Consider the following 19,348-nt stretch of genomic DNA (forward strand, 5'->3'; position numbering starts at 1 on the left):
TTAGAGATTAGGGTTCAACCTCTCCACAATTTGTAGGACTGACGACTGCGCTGAGCGCAACATCTTGCGTTCGCTCCTTAAATCTCCCAGCCCCTATCCCTTGGACTCCAAATGACTCCGGATGGCTTTCAGTTCCACAAGTATGGCCTTGAGAATTTCTTGAGTCGTCGTCTCTTCTGAGGGCTGAACTCGAATAGTCGGGTTTAACCCCAAAATATCTTGAGCAAAACGACGCACCTCCCTGGGATGGAACAGGAGGGGATCATCGCGATCGCGTCGCATTTCTGGATTCAGCCTGCCGGCATCGAAAGGAGGATTCAACAGGTCAGGATCGGTGTTGGCATAGCGGTAAACAGAAGCCCGAGACCGTTTGATTTGTCTTTGGACATCATCAACAGTCAGATAGGCATCTGGCGGTAACTCATCCGCTCTTGGATTAGCCATTCCACCAGCTGTTTCAGGCAACACAGTCGTGTCTTCCATGGCCCTCATCATTGCAGTGCATGTCGAGTCTACAAAGGAGAAGACAGAATCTCAAGCCATTGACTGGCCCAATAGCAAAATTTGGCATCTTGGCATCAGCGTTGATCCTTGCGCTCCTTCAGCCAATAAGTCAGCATCTCTCCTTTACCTTTGACATCAATGACGCCTCGCTCCTCGAAAACGTATTCGTCTCTGAGACTGTCATACACAGATGCCGTGACTTGGATACAGTCAGCTAATCCCTGAGTTTCCATGCGACTAGCGACGTTCACGGCATCACCCCACAGATCGTAAGAGAACTTTTTCAGGCCGATCACGCCGGCAACGACAGGTCCCGTATCAATCCCAATGCGAAGTCTGAACGGAGACCGATCTTGACGCTTGAACTGGGCGATCGCGGTCTGCATATCCAGCGCCATCTCCGCGATCGCTTTGGTGTGATTGGGCAGTTGACTGGGAACTCCCCCAACCACCATGTAAGCATCACCGATGGTCTTAATCTTTTCGAGTTGGTGCCGTTCAGCCAGGTGGTCAAAAGCTGAAAAGATCTCGTTAAGCAGATCGACCAGCTCGGTCGGCATCATATCGGCTGCGAGCTCAGTAAAGTTGACAATATCTGCAAAAAGAATCGTCACCTCCTCAAAGCGATAAGCGATTGAGCGAGTGTTGCGTTTTAGCTGATCGGCGATCGAGGCAGGAAGAATATTGAGCAGCAAACGCTCTGAGCGCTCTTGCTCTAGCATCAGCGCTTCTTCAATCTCTTTGCGATCAGTGATGTCAGTCAAAAAGCCTTCTACGATGGTGGGCTGCGTTACAGAGTCTGAGACCGGAATTCCCTTCTCCAATACCCATTTTTCCTGGCCGTCCGCAGTCAAGATGCGATACGTCATTCTAAAAGGGTTGCCATCTGGTAACACTTGCTCCAGTTCACCCCTCACATAAGCGCGATCGTCTGGATGAATGAGTTGCTCAAAAGGAAATGCGTTTTCCCCCAGCAGATCAGAAGGGGTATATCCGGTCAGTTCGTAGCAGCCCTCGCTGACAAATTCCAACGTCCAGCTGTGATCGCAATGACGGCGATAGGCCATGCCGACCAAGTTTCCTAGCAGGGTTTCTAAGGTACGTTGACTCTCTCGCAGCGCCTCTTGCGCCTGACGCCGTTGGGTGATGTCAGCAACGGTACCTTCGTAATATTGAATTCTGCCGCGATCGTCTTTTACGACGCGCACACTTTCCGATACCCAAATGATGTGCCCATCCGCTCGATAAACCTGGGATTCAAATTCAAATACAGCACCTTGATGGTGAAGTCGATGCAGCATGAGCTGTCGAATATCTTCATGCACATAGAGATAATCAATATTGAGCACGCGCTGCATCATCTCTGCGGGATTGAGATAGCCATACATGCGAGCCAAGGCAGGATTCACACTGAGGTAACGGGCATCAGGACTGGCCTGAAAAATGCCTTCAACGCTATTTTCGAAAATACTACGATATTTCTCTTCTGCTTTTTGTAGAGCGATGTCGGCTCGTCGCTTTTCAGTAATGTCACGAGCCACCCAAATCACTCGATTGTCATGCATCGGAGAAATAATGGCCAGGTACCAGGCAGAGTTTTTAAAGTCGTCAGGTGCTGTCTGTCCGTTCGCTTCCCCGGCTTGCTGCCAGTCTCCAATAGGTAGGCTGTATTCTAGGCGAACAGGCTTGCGCGTATTGAGTGCCTGCTGAATGTGCCGCATAAACAGGCTTGCTTGGTAGGGAGGCAAAACATCATATACGGTTTGCCCGACCCGTTCCTTGCTGGGACTATAAAGTAGCTGTGAATTTGTCGCCACCATATTGAGGTAGCGACCATCGCCATCAAAGACTGTGATAACGTCCGTCATCGCTGCGAACAGAGCACGCAGTTCTGCTTCTGATGCACGTAATGCATCTTCAATACGATGTCGCTCTCGAATCTCGGATAGCAGACGCTGGTTTGACTCAGTGAGTGCCGCAGTACGGCGAGCAACCCGCTGTTCTAACTCTTCGTTAGCTTGTTGTAAGGCGGCCTCAGCTTCTTTCCGTTTGGTGATATCTTCAACGGTGCCCTCGTAGTAAAGGAAGTCTCCTTGACGATCAAAGACAGAGCGGGCGTTCTCAGAAATCCAGATAACCGTGCCGTCTCTTTTGTAAACTTGAGACTCAAAATCTGTAACTGAACCGTTTTGATTCAAAGCTTGCACAAACTCTCGGCGGCGCTCGGGAGCCACATAAAGCTGTTGCTGAACGTTCGTCAATTCCAGCATCATGGCCCCTGTAGACTTATAGCCATAGATGCGAGCTAATGACGGGTTAGCGCTGATGTAGTGACCGTCTGTGGTGGTTTGAAAGATACCTTCAACTGCATTTTCAAAAATATTGCGATATTTGGCCTCTGCTTCCCGGAGAGCTGTTTCAGCTCGATCGCGCTCAGTAATGTCAATACCGACCGTAAACGCAGCTTTGCCTTGGTTATATTTCTGCGCCACGATCAAAAAACGACGTTGATCTCCCGCAACTTGAGCAGAGATCTCTCGGTAAGCATCTATCTGGCTGCTCTGGAAAAATTCCTGCACAAATTTGTTGAACTGATTACTGGTGTGTAAGAACCCAATATCCTGTCCCACAAAGGCCTCAACAGGCATGTTGAATGTTTTTGCTAGATGGTTGTTGACCCCCAAATATCTCAAATCATCGCTGATCCAAGAAACGATTCCCGGCACCGCATCCAAGATTGCCTGGAGCTGATCTCTAGCCGTTCTAAGTTTCGTTTCGGCTTGGCTGCGCTCAACCACCTCAGCCACTAGCGTGTCGTTGGACTCTCGAAGGGCAGCAGTTTGCTCAGCAAATTTCTGTTTGAAGATACCCGCTTCCTCTTTCGCATCTCGGAGGGCTTGGGTACGCTTGTTCAGCTCAAGCTTTAAATCCGTGACCTCTCGCCTCAGGGCGATAATCTCTTGGCGCATACGCTCATCTCCCAGAATGGAAGGTTCTGGCCGAAGCGGTGCGTCGGAGTTGGGTTGCGATAGAGGCGATCGCTCAGTCATAGTGAGGTGAAAATTCTATCAAACAGCCAAATTCAAGTCTCCGAAGGTAAGTTCCATAGCGCAAGGGAGTAAAATCCCATCAGTCTGAAGCTTCGTCTATTGACGAAAGTCTCCCTTCATGGCTAAGGACACTGATATGGAAGACAAGACTCTACAGTGGAAGAGAAAGCGCAGCTACTCTGAAAGTGTGCAGACGGGTGAAGATGCAATGGCCCTGGTCAGCTTTTCCACTATTGTGACTTAGGTCCTTTCAATTTACTAGAAACATCTTGCAATTTCAGTGATTGATAGGACAACAGTATGGAATGATGTCATCCTGAGAAAGTGAATCTTAGATAAGGTACGCGAGTCTGTGAAAGCGTTAGTCATTGGGGGTGGTGGACGAGAACACGCCCTTGCATGGAAGTTATTGGAGTCACCTCGCATCCAAGAGGTCATGTGTGTTCCAGGAAATGGGGGGACTGCCACCCTGCCAGGTTGTCGCAATCTAGGTTTGGCACTTGATGATTTTGAAGGAATTGCCCGAGTTGCCCTAGTTAACAACCTGAGTTTGGTGATTGTTGGTCCTGAACAACCTCTGGCTGAAGGCATCGCTGATTATCTGAGAGCACAGGGCATAAAGGTGTTTGGGCCTTCTCAAGCAGGCGCCCAAATTGAGGCTAGTAAGGCCTGGGCCAAAGCCCTTATGAAGGAGGCTGGCATTCCTACAGCAGAGTCTGCTGTTTTTACGGATGCCGAATCGGCGATCGCTTATCTAGAGACTCAAAATATTCCCATCGTGGTCAAAGCAGATGGCCTAGCAGCTGGAAAAGGCGTTACAGTTGCTCACAGTTTTGATGACGCAGTTGGGGCTATTCGAGCTGCCTTTGAGGGGAAGTTTGGCACAGCGGGTAGCCGTATCGTTATTGAGGCCTATCTCACTGGGCAAGAAGCTTCGGTTTTGGCGGTCACTGATGGCGACACCATTTTGCCCCTCATGCCCGCTCAGGACCATAAACAAATCGGAGAAGGCGACACAGGGCCTAATACGGGTGGCATGGGAGCCTATGCCCCTACCCCTATCGTTTCTCCAGAAATTTTAGACAAAGTCCAGGAACGAATATTACAACCGGCGATCGCCTATCTCAATCAGCAAAACATTGACTATTGCGGCGTACTTTACGCCGGCCTCATGATTTCTCCCGCAGGCGATCCCTATGTGATTGAGTTTAACTGTCGGTTTGGCGATCCCGAAACGCAAGTCGTGCTGCCGTTATTAGACACTCCTTTGGAAGACATTCTGACAGCCTGCATTGAAAGACGACTGGCTAATCTGCTACCTATTCGCTGGAAAGCAGCTTCCTCAGTGTGTGTCGTAGCGGCGGCAGGCGGCTATCCAGACGAGTATACAAAAGGGATGCCCGTGACAGGTCTTGATGCGGCGGCGGCGAAAGGAGCCATTGTTTTTCATGCCGGTACCCGCCTAAAAGGGTCTCAACTTCAAGCTAGTGGCGGACGTGTTCTAGGCGTTACGGCCTTGGGAGAAACCTTCGACAGCGCTCTAGAAACCGCCTACGAGGCGATCGCTGAAATCAAATTTGAGACACTGTATTATCGCCGAGATATTGGTTTCCGAGTTCGATGATCGGGCGCTCCAGTGCTATAGCTTTTACCTTATGGGCTTATACAGGCAATAGCATCTGGATGCTCAGCCCCTAACGGCCCGCTATCTTGCCTTAGCGGACCCAACAAGTTATATCCAGCTAAAATTTCGCCAATTTTAACCAACGTGCCACAATAGAAAACACTTGACCTTGCAAGCTGCGTATCAAGCTTCTACAGGCCCTCTGGCAAAGAAGGCTAACGCTTTAGGACTTGCGTAGAGAAAGCAGTTGGCTGGAGATGGCGTTGATCAATCTGCTCACAAGAACCCGCGATATTTTAGTCCGTTGGTGGAGAGACTTTACCCTCCAGACCCGCCTGCTTGCGGGAGCAACTCTAGTGGTCTCACTTTTAATGAGTGGGTTGACCTTTTGGGCCGTGAATTCGATTCAGCAGGATGCCCGATTGAACGATACTCGCTTTGGTCGAGATCTAGGATTACTGCTTTCAGCGAATGTCGCTCCGCTGGTTTATGAGGGCGATCGCGAGGAGCTAGCGCGGTTTTCCTACAGTTTTTATCAAAGCACCTCTAGCGTTCGATACATGCTGTACGCCGACGAGGAAGGTTCTATTTACTTTGGTATCCCATACTCCGATGACTCAGTGCAAAATTCGCTGACCATTCGCCGCCGTATGCAGCTACCAGAGGACTATGCCAAGAACGCAAATTTGCCTTTTGTGCGTCAGCATCTAAGCCCTGCCGGACAGGTGACTGATGTTTTTGTGCCTATTAAATATGACGGTCAGTATCTCGGTGCCTTGGCCCTTGGCATTAATCCCAACCCGACTGTTGTGGCCTCGTCGAATCTAACGCGCGATGTGACCGTTGCTGTCTTTGTATCCATCTGGGCAATGGTAATTTTGGGGGCTGTTTTCAACGCGCTCACTATTACTCAGCCCATCAAAGAACTTCTGACAGGGGTCAAAAACATTGCCGCAGGTAACTTCAAACAGCGCATCAACCTTCCTTTTGGTGGAGAACTCGGGGAGCTTATCTATAGCTTCAACGACATGGCTGAGCGCCTCGAACGATATGAAGAGCAGAATATTGAAGAATTAACCGCTGAGAAAGCCAAGCTAGAGACTCTTGTTTCCACCATTGCAGATGGCGCTATTTTACTGGATACCAATATGCACGTCGTGCTGGTCAATCCGGCAGCTCGCCGCATTTTTGGCTGGGAAGGTCGAGATCTTTCTGACACTACTGTCCTGCAACACTTTCCTAATGCGGTCAGAGTACAGCTCACACGTCCACTGTTTTTAGCTACAGCTGGCGAATCCGAAGGCATCGAACTGCGGATTGTATTGACAGAGCCAACTAGCCGCACTATCCGAGTACTACTCAACACTGTCCTCGATCAGTCGCGTGAAAACGTTAAAGGCATCGCACTTACCGTTCAGGATGTCACTCGTGAGGTAGCTCTAAACGAAGCGAAAAGCCAATTCATCAGCAACGTCTCCCACGAGTTGCGGACCCCCCTGTTTAATATCAAATCGTTTATTGAGACGCTGCATGAGTACGGTGACGAATTGAGCCAAGAGGAACGAACAGAGTTTCTGGAAACAACGAACCATGAGACGGATCGACTGACTCGCCTAGTCAACGATGTTCTGGATCTATCACGGCTGGAGTCCAATCGTCGCTATCAGTTTGGCGAGATTGACATTGCTCAACCCATTGAGCAAACATTGCGAGCTTATCAACTCAACGCAAAAGACAAGCAAATCACCCTACATCACAACATCGAACCTGACTTACCGCCCGTACAGGGCAATTACGATCTGCTATTACAGGTCTTCGGCAACTTGGTAGGCAATTCTCTCAAATTCACCGAGGCCAGCGGCAAAGTTATGGTTCGGGCTTACCGCTTACCCCACCAAAACCATCCAGACAGCCTGGATGAGTTTATTCGGGTCGAAATTTCGGATACGGGAATTGGCATTGCTTCAGAAGATCAAGAAGCCATATTTGATCGCTTCTTCCGAGTTGAAAACCGTGTCCACACCTTAGAAGGAACAGGACTAGGACTCTCCATTGTCAAGAATATTGTCGAGAAGCATAGTAGCCGGGTTCACCTTGTCAGCGAAGTGGGGATTGGGACAACCTTCTGGTTTGACTTAGCTGTGTTTCAACCAGAGAAACCTAAAATCATCATGCTGTCAGCGGCTGACGAAACAAACAAGCCTAATTCTGACAAACTGCTATCGGCTAGCGGCAATACTGACAATTGAGTTTTATCAATCTCTATTTTTTAAGAGGGAAACTTTACAAAAATTTCATAGAAGAGCGAAGCTTTTACAAATTCATGCAAATTGCGTTCCTCGACACAGGTGTAATTGCAGAAATGCCTTAGATTTCTAACATTGGGTGCATAAGTATAAACACGCATTAGATTAGAAATTAATAAGATTCATTTTTGCGACTTCTATGGAATCGACAGCATCTACCAAAGCAGTTTCGTCTTCTATTTATGAGCAGATACCTGAAGTGGTTCATCCTTCAGTCTCCTGCATCATTAAACGTAGTATGGATATCTTAGGGAGTTTCATAGGGCTTCTGTTGTTAACTGGTATTGTTGTTCCAATTGCGATCGCTATCAAAATTGACAGTCCAGGTCCAGTGTTTTATTCCCAGGAGCGCTATGGTCTCCATGGCAAGACTTTCCACATTTGGAAATTTCGGTCCATGATTGCCAATGCAGATGACCTCAAGACCCTGATCGAAAATCAAGTTCAAGGACAGCTTTTCAAAAATGAGGACGATCCCAGAATTACACGAGTAGGCCGCTTCCTAAGACGAACCAGCCTAGATGAATTCCCACAGTTTTGGAATGTGTTCAAAGGTGACATGAGCCTAGTAGGTACCCGCCCACCCACCCATGATGAGGTAGCGAAATATGAGGCCCATCACTGGGAAAGGCTCAACGTCAAACCAGGGATTACAGGGCAATGGCAGGTGAATGGACGTTCCTCGATCAAAGATTTTGAGGAAGTTGTCAAGCTCGACCTTCTCTACCAGGAAATCTGGAACCCACTCTACGACCTTAAGTTAATTCTTAAAACTATTTTTTATGTCCTATTTCGTTTGAACGCCTTTTAAGCAAGCTGCCATCGATAAAATTTTCCAGCCTTGGCTGAAAATATCGCTCGCTTCATCCCTCCGCCATTTTGCTTTTCGCGTGACTATTCGACTGGTTGGGTCGTAAGGGGACTCACTTGAAAATTTTTGTCGCAGCGACCACCACCAATGTCATCAATATGACAGGTTGAACGGGAGATCGCGGCCTTGCTCATCTCGGTCTCAGCAATTTCGACAGTGGTATGAGTCCAGAAGTAGCGATCGCTCGGAACTTTCACTTCAGCGGTGAAATAGCCTAGATCATCGGTTTGAACTCTAACCCGCCGCTCGATTGTATACTCATGGATGCCCATTTCGTGGCCGTGAAACGTCACGGTTATTTGGGCATCTTCAACTGGAGATTCAACTGTTGCTAGCTCAACGCGACCCGTCAAAGACAGCTTCGCGGCTTCTGCAACCAGTGGCGTCATCAGCAGCCATCCCAAGGCTCCTACCAACCCAACCAGTCCTTTCACAAAACACCTGTGGAATTACAACACAGTTGTTTACAATTGCAAGAAAATATGTGTTTTGTCGGTCACATAGGACACAAAGCCCTGGAAAACAATTAAATTTCTGATTTTATGTCGGCTTGTTGACTTCGACTTTTTCCCATATCACTCAGTGAACCTTCAAAGACCACGAAGTTTCGTCGATGATCTACAAAGGCCAAATTCAAGGAATCGATAGGAATAGTCTATCTGCGCAGGTTACGGCTTTATCCATCTGGTGTCTGTCAAGCTTGAATGTGTCGGTTGGGTTGTCGTCAGATCCATCATCTTTGCAGCAGACCCTGTCAACGGAGAGGGTGGGATTCGAACCCACGGTCCTTTTGGGACATCCGATTTCAAGTCGGACGCATTCGACCACTCTGCCACCTCTCCAAGCCATGCTATTGTAAAACATCCTTTCAGCAATCGGCGACTACGGTTGCCAAATTTAAGCTGATGCTAGGGTGACTGCGTTGCGATCGCCTTCTGCGTTAGGTCCAGCAGAGTTTCATAGTCGAAATTGTGAACCTTATCCGTTAAGCCTTGTGCCAGATGGGTATGCTCTGAAGGAATTTCAGCAATCAGCGCTAGCATCTGCTCTTGACTCAACTGCATAACGGCGCCTTGAAAGTGATGCAGCCAATCTATTGAGAGGGACGTCAAAGTTTCAACCGTCAGTCGAACTGAGGACGCCAACCGAGTGTGGGACACAACCTCTTTGATTTCGTACTGATAGCGCACACCCAAATGTTGAGCGATGGTTTGGGTAATGGTGTTTTCCCAAATGGGTTTCCTGATAAAACCATCAAAACCAACCAATGTGAAATCGCGATTGTTCTCATCAAAAGCGCCTGCCGTCAGGCCAATGATTTTAACGGATGGAGCGGCTGGTGTTTCTAGATGATGGCGCTCTTGGCGTCGAATTTCCTGCGTCGCATCGTAGCCATTCATGACGGGCATACGAATATCCATCAAAATCAGATGAGGTTGCCATGTTTGCCAGGCCATGATGGCTTCTTGACCATTCAGCGCGACCTCGACTGCAAACCCCAAGTTGGTGAGTAGGCTCTGTAGCAAAACATAGTTAGCCCAGTTATCTTCTGCCACTAAAATGCGATAGCTAGGCTGGTGGGGGGAGAGGGCGATCGCCCGCCGCTGTGGCTCAAGTTGCCTCACTGAGGCAGTCTCAATAACCTGCACTGGAATTTCAAAAGTGAAAGTACTGCCCTGTTGGGGTTGGCTAACAACGTCTAACTTGCCTCCCAAGAGCTCAACAAACTGACGACTGATGGGTAGCCCCAGCCCCGTGCCTTCTTGGGAATTCCGACCACTTGCCGTTTGCACAAAAGGCTCAAACAGAAGATCGATTTCTTCAGCCGCAATTCCACAACCGCTGTCCTGCACTTCGAACCGTAGGGATGTTGTGGCAAGCCCTTGAACGTCTTCCTCTAATTTTTCGATTTCTTCGGGATTGGCAAGATAGGATTGCCCGTGCTCTACTCGCAACATGACATGACCAACCTGCGTAAACTTAATTGCATTACTCAAAAGGTTGAGCAGCACTTGACGTAGCTTGTGTCCATCGGTACGTATGTGGGTGGGCAAATCCGAGTGACAGGTGATCGCAAATGTCAGACCTTTGGATTCTGCTTTCAACCGCAGCATATCCACAAGGTCATGCAAAAGTTGGCTAAGGTCAAAGCTTGATAGAGACAACCTGATTTGTCCCGCCTCAATCTTCGACATCTCCAAGATGTCATTAATGAGCATCAGCAAATGTTCGCCGCTGAGACCTATGATTTCTACTCCCTCTAGTTGCTTGGCTGATAGCGTGTGATCTCTTTTCAAGAGTTGACTGAAGCCTAAAATGGCATTTAAGGGTGTCCGCAACTCATGGCTTATATTTGCTAAGAATGTGCTTTTAGCCTGACTTGCAGCTTCTGCTGCCTCTTTCGCTTCAACCAGTTCGGCTGTCCGCTCAGCTACCCGACTTTCCAGTTCAGCATTGGCTTGCCTCAGCGCCTGCTCGGCTCGCTTGCGGTCTGTAATATCTTCTATAACAATGATTTGATATAGCAGAGCGTCGTCCCCTTGAAACACTCCTGAGACTGTTGTTTTGGTCCAAATGGTTATGCCCGCTTGCGTGATATAGCGTTTTTCCAAGGAGAAAGCTTCAATCTCTCGTCGCTGGAGTCGCTGTAGCTGATCAAGGCTCAGGTCAACATCTTGGGGCGCAATTAGATCGATGAAGCTCAACTGAAACAGCTCACTGCGACTATAGCCGAGCAGTTGGCAAAGACGTTCATTCACTTTGAGGAACTGATACGTTTGAGGTTCCGTTTGGGCAATGCCAACTGCTGCTGAATTAAAAATCGTTTCTAATTCTTGTTCACGATTTCTGAGGACCAACGTTCGCTGATTGACTTGCAGTTCCAGAGTACGATTTAGGGTCTCTAATGCCTCCAGCGCCTCTAACCGCTCAAGTTCAGCTGCAGCTCTGGCTCCGAAAACTCTCAACACAGCTTCTGCTCGATCAAGGGGACTAATGGTTGCCCGGTCAAGCAGGCCCAACACACCAAGGACATCTCCGTGGGAGTTATGCAGTGCTACACCAAGATAGCTGTTAACGCCTAGCGTCACTAAATCCTGATCCAGTGGGAACTTTGCTTGCACATTGCTGGAGCAGTAATAGCGACCTTGCTGAATGGTCAGCTGACAGGGAGCTTCTGCAAGGGAATAGGCTGGTGCATTCTGCAGGTGACCGTCAACAAAAAAAGCTAGGGGATGTAGCTTATCTCCAACCTGCTTTGCTACCAGGACATGGGAGACATTGAGGGATTCGCCAATTTTTTGGACAAAGACTGGAAAAAAGTCTTTACCCGTCACTGAAGCGGTTCCTTCGACTAAGCGCTGTAAGATTCTCTCGTTGTTTTTGCGATCGCTCACATCTTCAACCGTCCCAACAATGCGGACCACTGAGCCATCTGCATCCACAACAGGAAAAGCCTTTGATCGCAGCCATCTCACCTTGCCATCGGGTCGTACATACCGATATTCCTCATCGATGCTTTCACCCTCCCGTTCCCGCTGCAGCGCGTTTTCCATGCGAGCACGATCATCCGGGTGAATACTGTCCATCCAGTGGCGACTATCCGCATCGATTCTGGCTTGAGAAAATCCAGTAATTGATCGGTAGGCCGGATTGACATAGGAATAGAAGGCCGGATTACTTTCAACAACAAAGAATCCCTCATGAACGGTATTCGCAAGTTGGCGAAAACGAGCTTCGCTCTCCTGTAAGGCCATTTCAGCCTGCTTGCGATCGCTGATATCTTCTACAATCGCTAAGTCACTAAGAGGAATACCCTTATCATCTCTAATGAGCGAGAGTGTTACCCGCGCCCAGACAGCTCTTCCGTCTTTGGCAATAAATCGCTTCTCAAAAGCGATCTCTCCTAGATTTCCGGCAAACATGCACTGCTCTTGAGCAATCTGCTTCGCTAAGTCATCAGGATGAGTGATGTCTTGATAACGCAGCCGTAGGAGTTCGGCTTCGCTGTAACCTACTAAATCGCAAAACCGCTGGTTGACCCGAATATAGCGGCCTACCGGATCAGCCTGATTGATACCGACTGCAGCTTGATCGAAAATGTCTCTCAACTGACATACCTTTAAATCCTGTTCAAGCTGGCGCTGTTGTCCCAGCCTGCGAAGAGTATGCCGAAACCGTGTGGTTGTCAGCTCTGGCCTCAGTAGATAATCGTGGACTCCAGCCTCTAAGATGGCCGTTGCTAGCGTTTCATCTTGAGCGTCTAAAAGCACTAAGAACAAGATGGGAAGTTCAGACCGCAAGGGCTGAAGACGAGACCAGTGAGTCGAATAGGTGCTTTGGTCCAGCACAATAACATCAGTTGAGCAGTAGGTGTCGCGATCGCCCACCGAAAACGATGAACCCGGCAACGGCAGCTGAAGAATTGTGCCTGTCCAACCCTCATTGGCCATCAACAACCGTTGACAATGCGTTCGTTCAGCCGAGGACTCTAGCCATAGCAGCACAGTTGGATCTGCTTTTGTCATTGCCAGGAACTTCCTCGAATTAGGGTCAACTACAAGTGCATAATCAACTCAAAGGTTCTACACAATTGGTATCACCACCGAGCGTTTTAGCATTGTAAAGAGCTTTATCTGAAGCCTTTATCAAATCGCGAGCAGTTTGACCTTTTTGCGGCGTTGTGTACGCAATTCCAATGCTTAAACAGATTTTTTCACACTCGGGAAAGGGAGCCTCGACCAACTGTAATTCACGAATTGCAGTTTGAATACGATTAGCAATTTGAATAGCTCCCCGTAAAGGCGTATTGGGTAATACGATCGCGAATTCTTCACCACCATAGCGAGCAACTAGATCAGCGGGCCGTTTGACTACTTCCAGAAGGGTTTGAGCGACTATTGCTAAGCAGCGATCGCCGGTTACATGACCACAAGTATCATTGAAGTTCTTGAATTGATCGATGTCTCCCATTAATAGGGACAAAGGCTGCTGCTCTCGCATGGAGCGCTGCCACTCAGTCTCTAAATAGGAATCGAACTGATATCGATTTCCTAATTGGGTCAAACTATCAGTAGTTGCTAATGTATATAGCTCACTTTTGATAGATTCCAACGAAGCAATTTGCTCCTTAGATTCGCTGATGTCCTGCAAAGAAATTGCTACGCAATCTTGGAGTTTAGTCACAAAAATCTCAACCCATTTTTGAGCATTTTTGTAGGTCCAAGAAAGCTCATCTTGAAAACTTTCGCCACTTTCAAGAACTTGAACACAGATATCAAACAGTTTGCGATCCAAGATAGGGGCAGTCATCTCTCTGAGAGTGCTTCTGTATCGCATAAATCGATCAGATTGTTTGTCTAGCAAACTCAAAAAAGCATCATTGATGAGTCTCGGTTGAAAATCAACGATGTCGCCGTCGTCATCACTGACTGTATGGAAAACTCCAATGCCAGAGGTGAGGCTGTTGAACACATCTTTCAAAAAGTTGTGGGCCGATTTCAATTCATGACTCGTGTGCCGATATTGATCGGCTTGTTGTCGTAACTGATAATGTCTACGACCAATATCAAGATGGTGCTTCACGCGAGCCAAGACCTCTTCGATGCTGAAGGGCTTAGCTACATAGTCATTCCCTCCCGATTCAAATGCTTTGGCCTTATCGCTACCATCGTCTAGCGCACTCAGGAAAATGATGGGAATGTGGCAGGTTCGGCTGTCCTGTCTGAGCTGTTGACAGACTTCATACCCATCCATCTTGGGCATTAGAATATCCAGCAGGATTAAGTCCGGGGGGGCAATCTGTGATCCTGCGATCGCCAATTTACCGCTCTTAGCACATCGAACGGAGTATCCTTGCTCGGTCAACGCACCCAGCAAAACCTTCAAATTTCCCGGTGCATCGTCCACAATCAAAATGTCTTTTTTCTGAGAGGACACTTGAAAAGACAGCATTATCAATCCGTCCGTCGTACAAAAAGAGACCTCTCAATTATCTACTGCGTTCCCGCACAGTGTCCAAGCACAGCGTTGAATTTTTTTGCCGTTTATTTAAGAATCATTCGAATCTTCCTGACTGAAAGAGACCTCTTTTTCAGGCCACAGCAGTCGTACGGCAAGGACGGCAAACCCAATCGCGGCAATAGATCTGACTAAACGTGTCGGTAAGAGCTGAGACGTTCCTTCGCCCAACAAGGCTCCTATTAGGCTGGCTAGTAAAAGCGCTCCTGCCGTACCTAGGAAAACTGCACGAGGATGCTTTGAGGACCCACCTAGAGCGATCGCGGCTAACTGGCTTTTATCACCCAATTCAGACAAAAAAACTGCAACAAAACTTAATCCTAAAAGCTGCCAATCCATACCTTGCGTCCTAAACGTTCGCCACGTCCCATAGCAACCAAATCGTTATCGCCAGCAGAAGCGTTCCTGCGGCGGTATCCAAAGTGTGAGGAGAAACCTTACGCGCTACCCACTGACCCAAAGCGACGCCAATCAAGCTAGTCGTGATTAGGGCCGTACCTGCTCCGAAAAAGACAATCCACGGCTTGCCTGATTCAGCACTCATCAACAGGGTGGCAAGCTGAGTCTTATCGCCGATCTCAGCCAAAAAAATCGTGCCAAATGTGGACGCAAAAACCCGCCAGAATCCTGTCTGATTAGTCTGTGTCGATGGAGACGGTGTGCTTGATGAAGCGAGAGACGATTGAGGAATCTCCTGAGAATCAGAGGCGGACACAGATTCATGAATTGAAGTCACAGTTCGACTGAAATGGATTTGGAGTTATTTTCACATTCCTTTCATTATGTTCAATCGGGGGTCAGGTTGCAATGGACATCAATAGACTGCACGCCTCAGTTAGGGATTTCTTCTATAGCCCTATTGCCCGATATCAGGCATCCTGCGGACATCTAGGCCACCTTGTGAAACGGCCCCATTTCAATCCCCTATGGTTGCAATAAATCGCTTGAGTTCGTCACTTTGATTGCCGTAAACGCCTTCAATTTGCTGCTCACAACAGTCGATCTCAAATTCATCCAGTTCGTCAGGGGTAATGTCAAACATTCTGCCAAAGGTATCCGCTTGAACTCGACAGAACGCAGGTCGCGTTTCGTAGATGGTACAGCGGCGAGTGTTGGCATCGTAGTGGATACACCAGCCGTCCTCCCCAACCAGACTGAGATACTGTTCGAGTTCGGTAGCGGTTAGATACTGGTCCAAATCTGGGCGATCGCGAGGATCGAGTTGACAGCACGCACCACACCCCTGAATACAGGTCCAATTTGCCATAGTGTTCGCAGATTTATTTCCCTTAGAATTTTGTAACGTTAGTTAAACCGGGGTTCCCAATAGCGGATAAAATAGCGCAGATAGCCTTGGAAGAAGGCAAGTTTTGTTGTCTGGGAGGATTCATGGAGTTTATTTCAAATTTGTTCGGTGGCATCAACTTCGAGCTAATTGCTCAGCTTACGATGCTCGCCATGATTGTGATTGCCGGACCCGTTATTGTCTTTTTGCTGGCTGCTCGGGGTGGCGATCTCTAATATTTAAGTCTAGTAATCATGGTGGAACTTCTGCCGCTTCGATGTTCCACTTACATCATAAGCAACCCAGGCGCGAATGGGGTTCTCCCTATTTGCGCCTTTCAGTATCTAAGTCCTAGTAATGCCGGATCATCTTTAGCTTTATCAATATCGGTTTGCTTTGACTCAAGAATAGTCTTAGCATCGACTTTTATCTATTCTTAATCCTGCAACCGTAGATTCAACAGTGGCCAATCAAAGGAGGACGTTATGGAAGGATGCGTGGTGACTGATCTTAAAGTTCACAGCCAGCACAACTGCTATCGACTGAGTCCGGAGCAAATGCAGGCCATTCAAGATCAGGGCGTTTTAGTCAGGCTAGAGCCTGGGACTAACATTGTAAAACTTCGAGAAGGTGGCTTTGGCTACACCGCCAACGACAATGCCGAACCCGCCGTGTTGCTTTGGATTTATGGCGGCAAGTTCGTCAACAAAAAGACGAACGTTGAAGTTAATGCCACGTGGACCTCTCTGAATGGCTTTGACGACGCTTTAGTCGTTGAGGTTATTGATCCAGCTACTCTCTGCGCCTTTTTCTTTGATACCCACGTTGGTGACAATGAAGGAGAGTTGACCCTTTCGGTAGTCCGCATTTAGTTTCTATAACAAGTGCGTTTGAGCCACCTTCCCATACGTAATCTGCATTCTGGATTCGCTGACATTTTTAAACGTTCTATAGCCCTGGCTTAGCAATGGTGTATGACGAAGCATCTTTAGTTAAGTTTGCAGCACTGCTGTTAACTGCCACCGCAGTCACTCCCGCCGCTGAATTTTTAGCCCGTGGCCCTGTATTAGCCCAATCGTTTGGGGACAACCTAGATAGTTTTCCGATTCCCAGTTCGCTGCCTGAGGGGTCATTGCTGAGAGTCGATGGCTCTAGCAGCATGCGCGTAACCAACGAAGTCCTGGAATCTCGCTTTGAAGCTCAGTATCCCAATGTTGATGTCGAACATGATGCCAGCCGCACCGATGCCGCGATCGCGGCGTTGCTCAACGGCGATATTGATTTGGTTGCTTCGGGGCGTCCCTTAACTAATGAGGAAGCTGGTCAGGGACTTGTTGCTGTCCCCCTTGAACGGGAAAAATTAGCCATTTTATTAGGTGCCGATAACCCCTTCGACGGCAACCTAACCTTTGAACAGTTTGCACAGATTTTTCGAGGCGAGATCACAAACTGGTCTGAAGTTGGAGGTCCCGATCTGGCCATCCGCTTAATCGATCGCCCTGATTATAGTGATACCCGACGTGCCCTCAGTACCTACGCTGTCTTTCAAGGGCAGCCTTTCGAGACCGGAGAAACCGCTGATCCAGTGACCGAGGATGAAACAGAAACCGTCATTGCAGCACTGGAAAATGACGGTATTGGCTATGCTGTCTTTTCCCAGGTAGAGGACGCTGAGAACGTACAAATCCTACCGATGCACGGTACTTTGCCCGATGATCCTCGCTATCCCTATTCTCAATATCGTGCTTTTATCTATCAAGAAGAGGCTGCTCCTGCAACCTTAGCTTTTCTAGGATTTGCAACCTCTGAACCCGGTCAAGAGGCAATCACAGATGTTCCGGTCGCTGAAGCAGAAACTGACGCAGACGGAGCAGAGACTGATGTAGAAACCGCGCCTGAAACGGATGCAGTTCCCGAAGCAGACGACACTGAAACCGCTGAGGCCCCTGAAGCAGCGATCGCTGAAACCCCTGAAGAAGACGTTGAAGACATTGAAGAAGAAGCTGCTCTTGTGCCTGATGGGACCGCTGGCGGCGATATAGAAGGAGGAGTTCCGGGGTGGTTATGGCTACTCGGGATTCCTGTGCTGGGAGGACTGCTGTGGTGGCTACTCAAAAATTTTGGGGCAGATGCCCCTCCTGCACCGCCGCCTGCGGCAGTGCCTGAAACGCCGCCCGCAGTGACGCCAGAGGCAGTTCCTGTAGCGGCTACGACGGCAGCCGCTTCCAGCCCTGAACCGCGCATTGTCCTCACGCCTCGCGACCATCAGGATGTCTATGTCTACTGGGAAATTCCGAGCGATCGCCTAGACGCAGCCCAACAGGAGGGCGGCGATCGCTTGAAGGTTCGTCTTTACGATGTGACCGATCAGGCACCCGACGCAGCGCTGCCGCCGCATACCGCCGAGTTTGATTGTGTAGGCACCGAACCCGATCGGCACCTGCCTATTGCAGTTAATAACCGCGACTATCGCGCAGAGATAGGCCATGTCACCGCAGACAATCGCTGGTTACCGCTTGCTATTTCTGATGCCGTCAGGGTTCCGGCTCAATCGACTCCCAGTAAAGGCCTTGGGGCTGCTGGCGCTACTGTTGTTAGTGCTGCTGCTGTCGGTGTTGGGCAACGCCTAAGCGAAGACTCGCAAGACGCTGAGCCTATTACCCCTGAATCAACCGGCAGCGTTGAGGCTGCACAAGGCGATCGCATCATCCTAACGCCACGCAATGACAAAAAGGCTTACGTCTATTGGGAAGTCTCTGATGAATCGAAGGCAACCTTGAAAGCGGCAGGCGGTCAAGATCCTCAACTTCGGATCTATGACGTGACGGATATTGATTTCACCAAACAGCCACCCCACAGCGTGTTGACCTACGAGGTAGCGGAGACGGATTGCGATCGCTTCATTCCGCTACCGTCCATTGATCGCGACTTCATAGCTGAGATTGGTTATCGCACGGAAGAGGGGGGCTGGAGAGAATTGGCTCGCTCTCTACACATGAGGCCCCGCCCGATTTTGGAACAGTCTTCACCTGAAGATGCCAGGGCTGCTCTCACTGGTTTGGGTACCGCTCAAGGATTTCCTGAAGGCGTCGCTCGGGGTGCTGCCGAAGGCGTCGAGGGAACGGTTGATGCTGTCATACAGAAACTCGATGGTGAAGAAGCTACTCCGGCAGGGTCCGTAGAGGACATTACAGCTCCACCCACTGTTTCAGGATCGACATGTTCTATTCAGACCGTTCAGGTTCATAATCGTCGCCACGCAGTACAGCTAGATGAGGGACATATGCAGTCTCTCCAAGCTGCTGTCTCAGCGAAACACTCCTTGGAGAACGGGCTGCATATCTTGCGTATACGGGAAGGCTCCTTTAGATACGATGGTAACCTGAGCCATCCCGGAGAACCGTTTGTCCTGCTGTGGATTTATGGCGGTCGGGTGATTAACAAAAAGACTGGAGTGCCTGTTAGCGCCACTTGGTCAACCTTAAACGGCTATGCCGATACCTTGACTTTAGATGTCCTTGAACCAGCTCAAGTTTGCGCTTTCTTCGTAGATACGTTTCCTGACGACAATGTCGGCGAAATCACCTTGTCTGTTATTCGGCTCTAGCACAGTTTAGACTGTGGCGAGTTCCTGTTCTACTCACTGCGCCACAGAGCAAGCTACCGCCTTCATCCTTGTCCTATCTGGAG

15 protein-coding genes and 1 tRNA gene are annotated in these 19,348 nt (G+C 48.9%); 7 read left to right on the forward strand and 9 right to left on the reverse strand.

From position 1 onward, the window contains the following. Window positions 1-93: 93 nt before the first annotated feature. Both PN498_RS03060 and PN498_RS03065 read right to left on the reverse strand, forming a co-directional pair. Window positions 94-483 (reverse strand): resolvase, encoded by a 390-nt coding sequence (locus tag PN498_RS03060; RefSeq protein WP_272061208.1) that lies wholly within the window; start codon window positions 481-483, stop codon window positions 94-96. A 95-nt stretch (window positions 484-578) separates the two neighbouring features. Beyond that, window positions 579-3,554 (reverse strand): PAS domain S-box protein, encoded by a 2,976-nt coding sequence (locus tag PN498_RS03065; RefSeq protein WP_272061209.1) that lies wholly within the window; start codon window positions 3,552-3,554, stop codon window positions 579-581. A gap of 118 nt (window positions 3,555-3,672) precedes the next feature. Between PN498_RS03065 and PN498_RS03070 the strand changes: the two genes are divergently transcribed. The 4 genes from PN498_RS03070 to PN498_RS03085 all read left to right on the forward strand — a co-directional run bounded on the left by PN498_RS03070 (window position 3,673) and on the right by PN498_RS03085 (window position 8,295). Further along, window positions 3,673-3,798, forward strand: a complete 126-nt coding sequence (locus PN498_RS03070; protein WP_272061210.1) for a hypothetical protein — start codon at window positions 3,673-3,675, stop codon at window positions 3,796-3,798. Window positions 3,799-3,906: 108 nt separating this feature from the next. After that, window positions 3,907-5,178 (forward strand): phosphoribosylamine--glycine ligase, encoded by a 1,272-nt coding sequence (purD, locus tag PN498_RS03075; RefSeq protein ID WP_272061211.1) that lies wholly within the window; start codon window positions 3,907-3,909, stop codon window positions 5,176-5,178. Between the two features lie 263 nt (window positions 5,179-5,441). After that, window positions 5,442-7,427 (forward strand): two-component system sensor histidine kinase NblS, encoded by a 1,986-nt coding sequence (gene nblS, locus PN498_RS03080; protein WP_442951395.1) that lies wholly within the window; start codon window positions 5,442-5,444, stop codon window positions 7,425-7,427. A gap of 196 nt (window positions 7,428-7,623) precedes the next feature. Next, complete coding sequence (locus tag PN498_RS03085) at window positions 7,624-8,295, forward strand: sugar transferase (protein ID WP_272061213.1); 672 nt, start codon at window positions 7,624-7,626, stop codon at window positions 8,293-8,295. 83 nt (window positions 8,296-8,378) lie between these two features. On the opposite strand, the gene PN498_RS03090 is transcribed toward PN498_RS03085, so the two are convergent. The 7 genes from PN498_RS03090 to PN498_RS03120 all read right to left on the reverse strand — a co-directional run bounded on the left by PN498_RS03090 (window position 8,379) and on the right by PN498_RS03120 (window position 15,640). Continuing rightward, window positions 8,379-8,789 (reverse strand): hypothetical protein, encoded by a 411-nt coding sequence (locus tag PN498_RS03090; RefSeq protein WP_272061214.1) that lies wholly within the window; start codon window positions 8,787-8,789, stop codon window positions 8,379-8,381. Between the two features lie 324 nt (window positions 8,790-9,113). Further along, a tRNA-Ser gene (locus tag PN498_RS03095) sits at window positions 9,114-9,197 on the reverse strand. Window positions 9,198-9,263: 66 nt separating this feature from the next. Beyond that, the gene (locus PN498_RS03100) at window positions 9,264-12,881 is read right to left on the reverse strand and encodes a PAS domain-containing hybrid sensor histidine kinase/response regulator (RefSeq protein WP_272061215.1); all 3,618 of its coding nucleotides are present in this window, start codon (window positions 12,879-12,881) and stop codon (window positions 9,264-9,266) included. A gap of 43 nt (window positions 12,882-12,924) precedes the next feature. After that, complete coding sequence (locus tag PN498_RS03105; RefSeq protein ID WP_272061216.1) at window positions 12,925-14,307, reverse strand: diguanylate cyclase domain-containing protein; 1,383 nt, start codon at window positions 14,305-14,307, stop codon at window positions 12,925-12,927. Between the two features lie 96 nt (window positions 14,308-14,403). Further along, a complete protein-coding gene (locus PN498_RS03110) occupies window positions 14,404-14,712 on the reverse strand; it encodes a TMEM165/GDT1 family protein (RefSeq protein WP_272061217.1) in 309 nt (102 codons plus the stop codon). Window positions 14,713-14,722: 10 nt separating this feature from the next. After that, window positions 14,723-15,109, reverse strand: a complete 387-nt coding sequence (locus PN498_RS03115; RefSeq protein WP_272061218.1) for a TMEM165/GDT1 family protein — start codon at window positions 15,107-15,109, stop codon at window positions 14,723-14,725. Between the two features lie 180 nt (window positions 15,110-15,289). Further along, entirely contained in the window at window positions 15,290-15,640 is a 351-nt protein-coding gene (locus PN498_RS03120) for a YkgJ family cysteine cluster protein (protein WP_272061219.1), read from the reverse strand. A gap of 122 nt (window positions 15,641-15,762) precedes the next feature. On the opposite strand from PN498_RS03120, the gene psb30 reads away from it, so the two are divergent. The 3 genes from psb30 to PN498_RS03135 all read left to right on the forward strand — a co-directional run bounded on the left by psb30 (window position 15,763) and on the right by PN498_RS03135 (window position 19,265). Beyond that, window positions 15,763-15,894, forward strand: a complete 132-nt coding sequence (gene psb30 / locus PN498_RS03125; protein ID WP_204138032.1) for a photosystem II reaction center protein Ycf12/Psb30 — start codon at window positions 15,763-15,765, stop codon at window positions 15,892-15,894. A 249-nt stretch (window positions 15,895-16,143) separates the two neighbouring features. Continuing rightward, the gene (locus PN498_RS03130; protein WP_272061220.1) at window positions 16,144-16,530 is read left to right on the forward strand and encodes a hypothetical protein; all 387 of its coding nucleotides are present in this window, start codon (window positions 16,144-16,146) and stop codon (window positions 16,528-16,530) included. A gap of 95 nt (window positions 16,531-16,625) precedes the next feature. Next, complete coding sequence (locus PN498_RS03135) at window positions 16,626-19,265, forward strand: DUF4912 domain-containing protein (RefSeq protein ID WP_272061221.1); 2,640 nt, start codon at window positions 16,626-16,628, stop codon at window positions 19,263-19,265. Window positions 19,266-19,348: the final 83 nt, after the last annotated feature.

The sequence above is a fragment of the Oscillatoria sp. CS-180 genome (genome assembly GCF_028330965.1).
In the GTDB taxonomy this organism is placed as follows: Bacteria; Cyanobacteriota; Cyanobacteriia; order Phormidesmidales; family Phormidesmidaceae; genus Halomicronema.

Excerpts from the sequence above, each read along its gene's own strand:
- PN498_RS03100 (WP_272061215.1), bottom strand. The coding sequence starts at position 12,881 with ATGACAAAAGCAGATCCAACTGTGCTGCTATGGCTAGAGTCCTCGGCT.
- PN498_RS03070 (WP_272061210.1), top strand. The coding sequence starts at position 3,673 with ATGGCTAAGGACACTGATATGGAAGACAAGACTCTACAGTGGAAGAGA.
- PN498_RS03120 (WP_272061219.1), bottom strand. The coding sequence starts at position 15,640 with ATGGCAAATTGGACCTGTATTCAGGGGTGTGGTGCGTGCTGTCAACTC.
- PN498_RS03110 (WP_272061217.1), bottom strand. The coding sequence starts at position 14,712 with ATGGATTGGCAGCTTTTAGGATTAAGTTTTGTTGCAGTTTTTTTGTCT.
- PN498_RS03105 (WP_272061216.1), bottom strand. The coding sequence starts at position 14,307 with ATGCTGTCTTTTCAAGTGTCCTCTCAGAAAAAAGACATTTTGATTGTG.
- PN498_RS03065 (WP_272061209.1), bottom strand. The coding sequence starts at position 3,554 with ATGACTGAGCGATCGCCTCTATCGCAACCCAACTCCGACGCACCGCTT.
- PN498_RS03135 (WP_272061221.1), top strand. The coding sequence starts at position 16,626 with ATGGTGTATGACGAAGCATCTTTAGTTAAGTTTGCAGCACTGCTGTTA.
- PN498_RS03085 (WP_272061213.1), top strand. The coding sequence starts at position 7,624 with ATGGAATCGACAGCATCTACCAAAGCAGTTTCGTCTTCTATTTATGAG.
- PN498_RS03060 (WP_272061208.1), bottom strand. The coding sequence starts at position 483 with ATGGAAGACACGACTGTGTTGCCTGAAACAGCTGGTGGAATGGCTAAT.
- PN498_RS03130 (WP_272061220.1), top strand. The coding sequence starts at position 16,144 with ATGGAAGGATGCGTGGTGACTGATCTTAAAGTTCACAGCCAGCACAAC.
- psb30 (WP_204138032.1), top strand. The coding sequence starts at position 15,763 with ATGGAGTTTATTTCAAATTTGTTCGGTGGCATCAACTTCGAGCTAATT.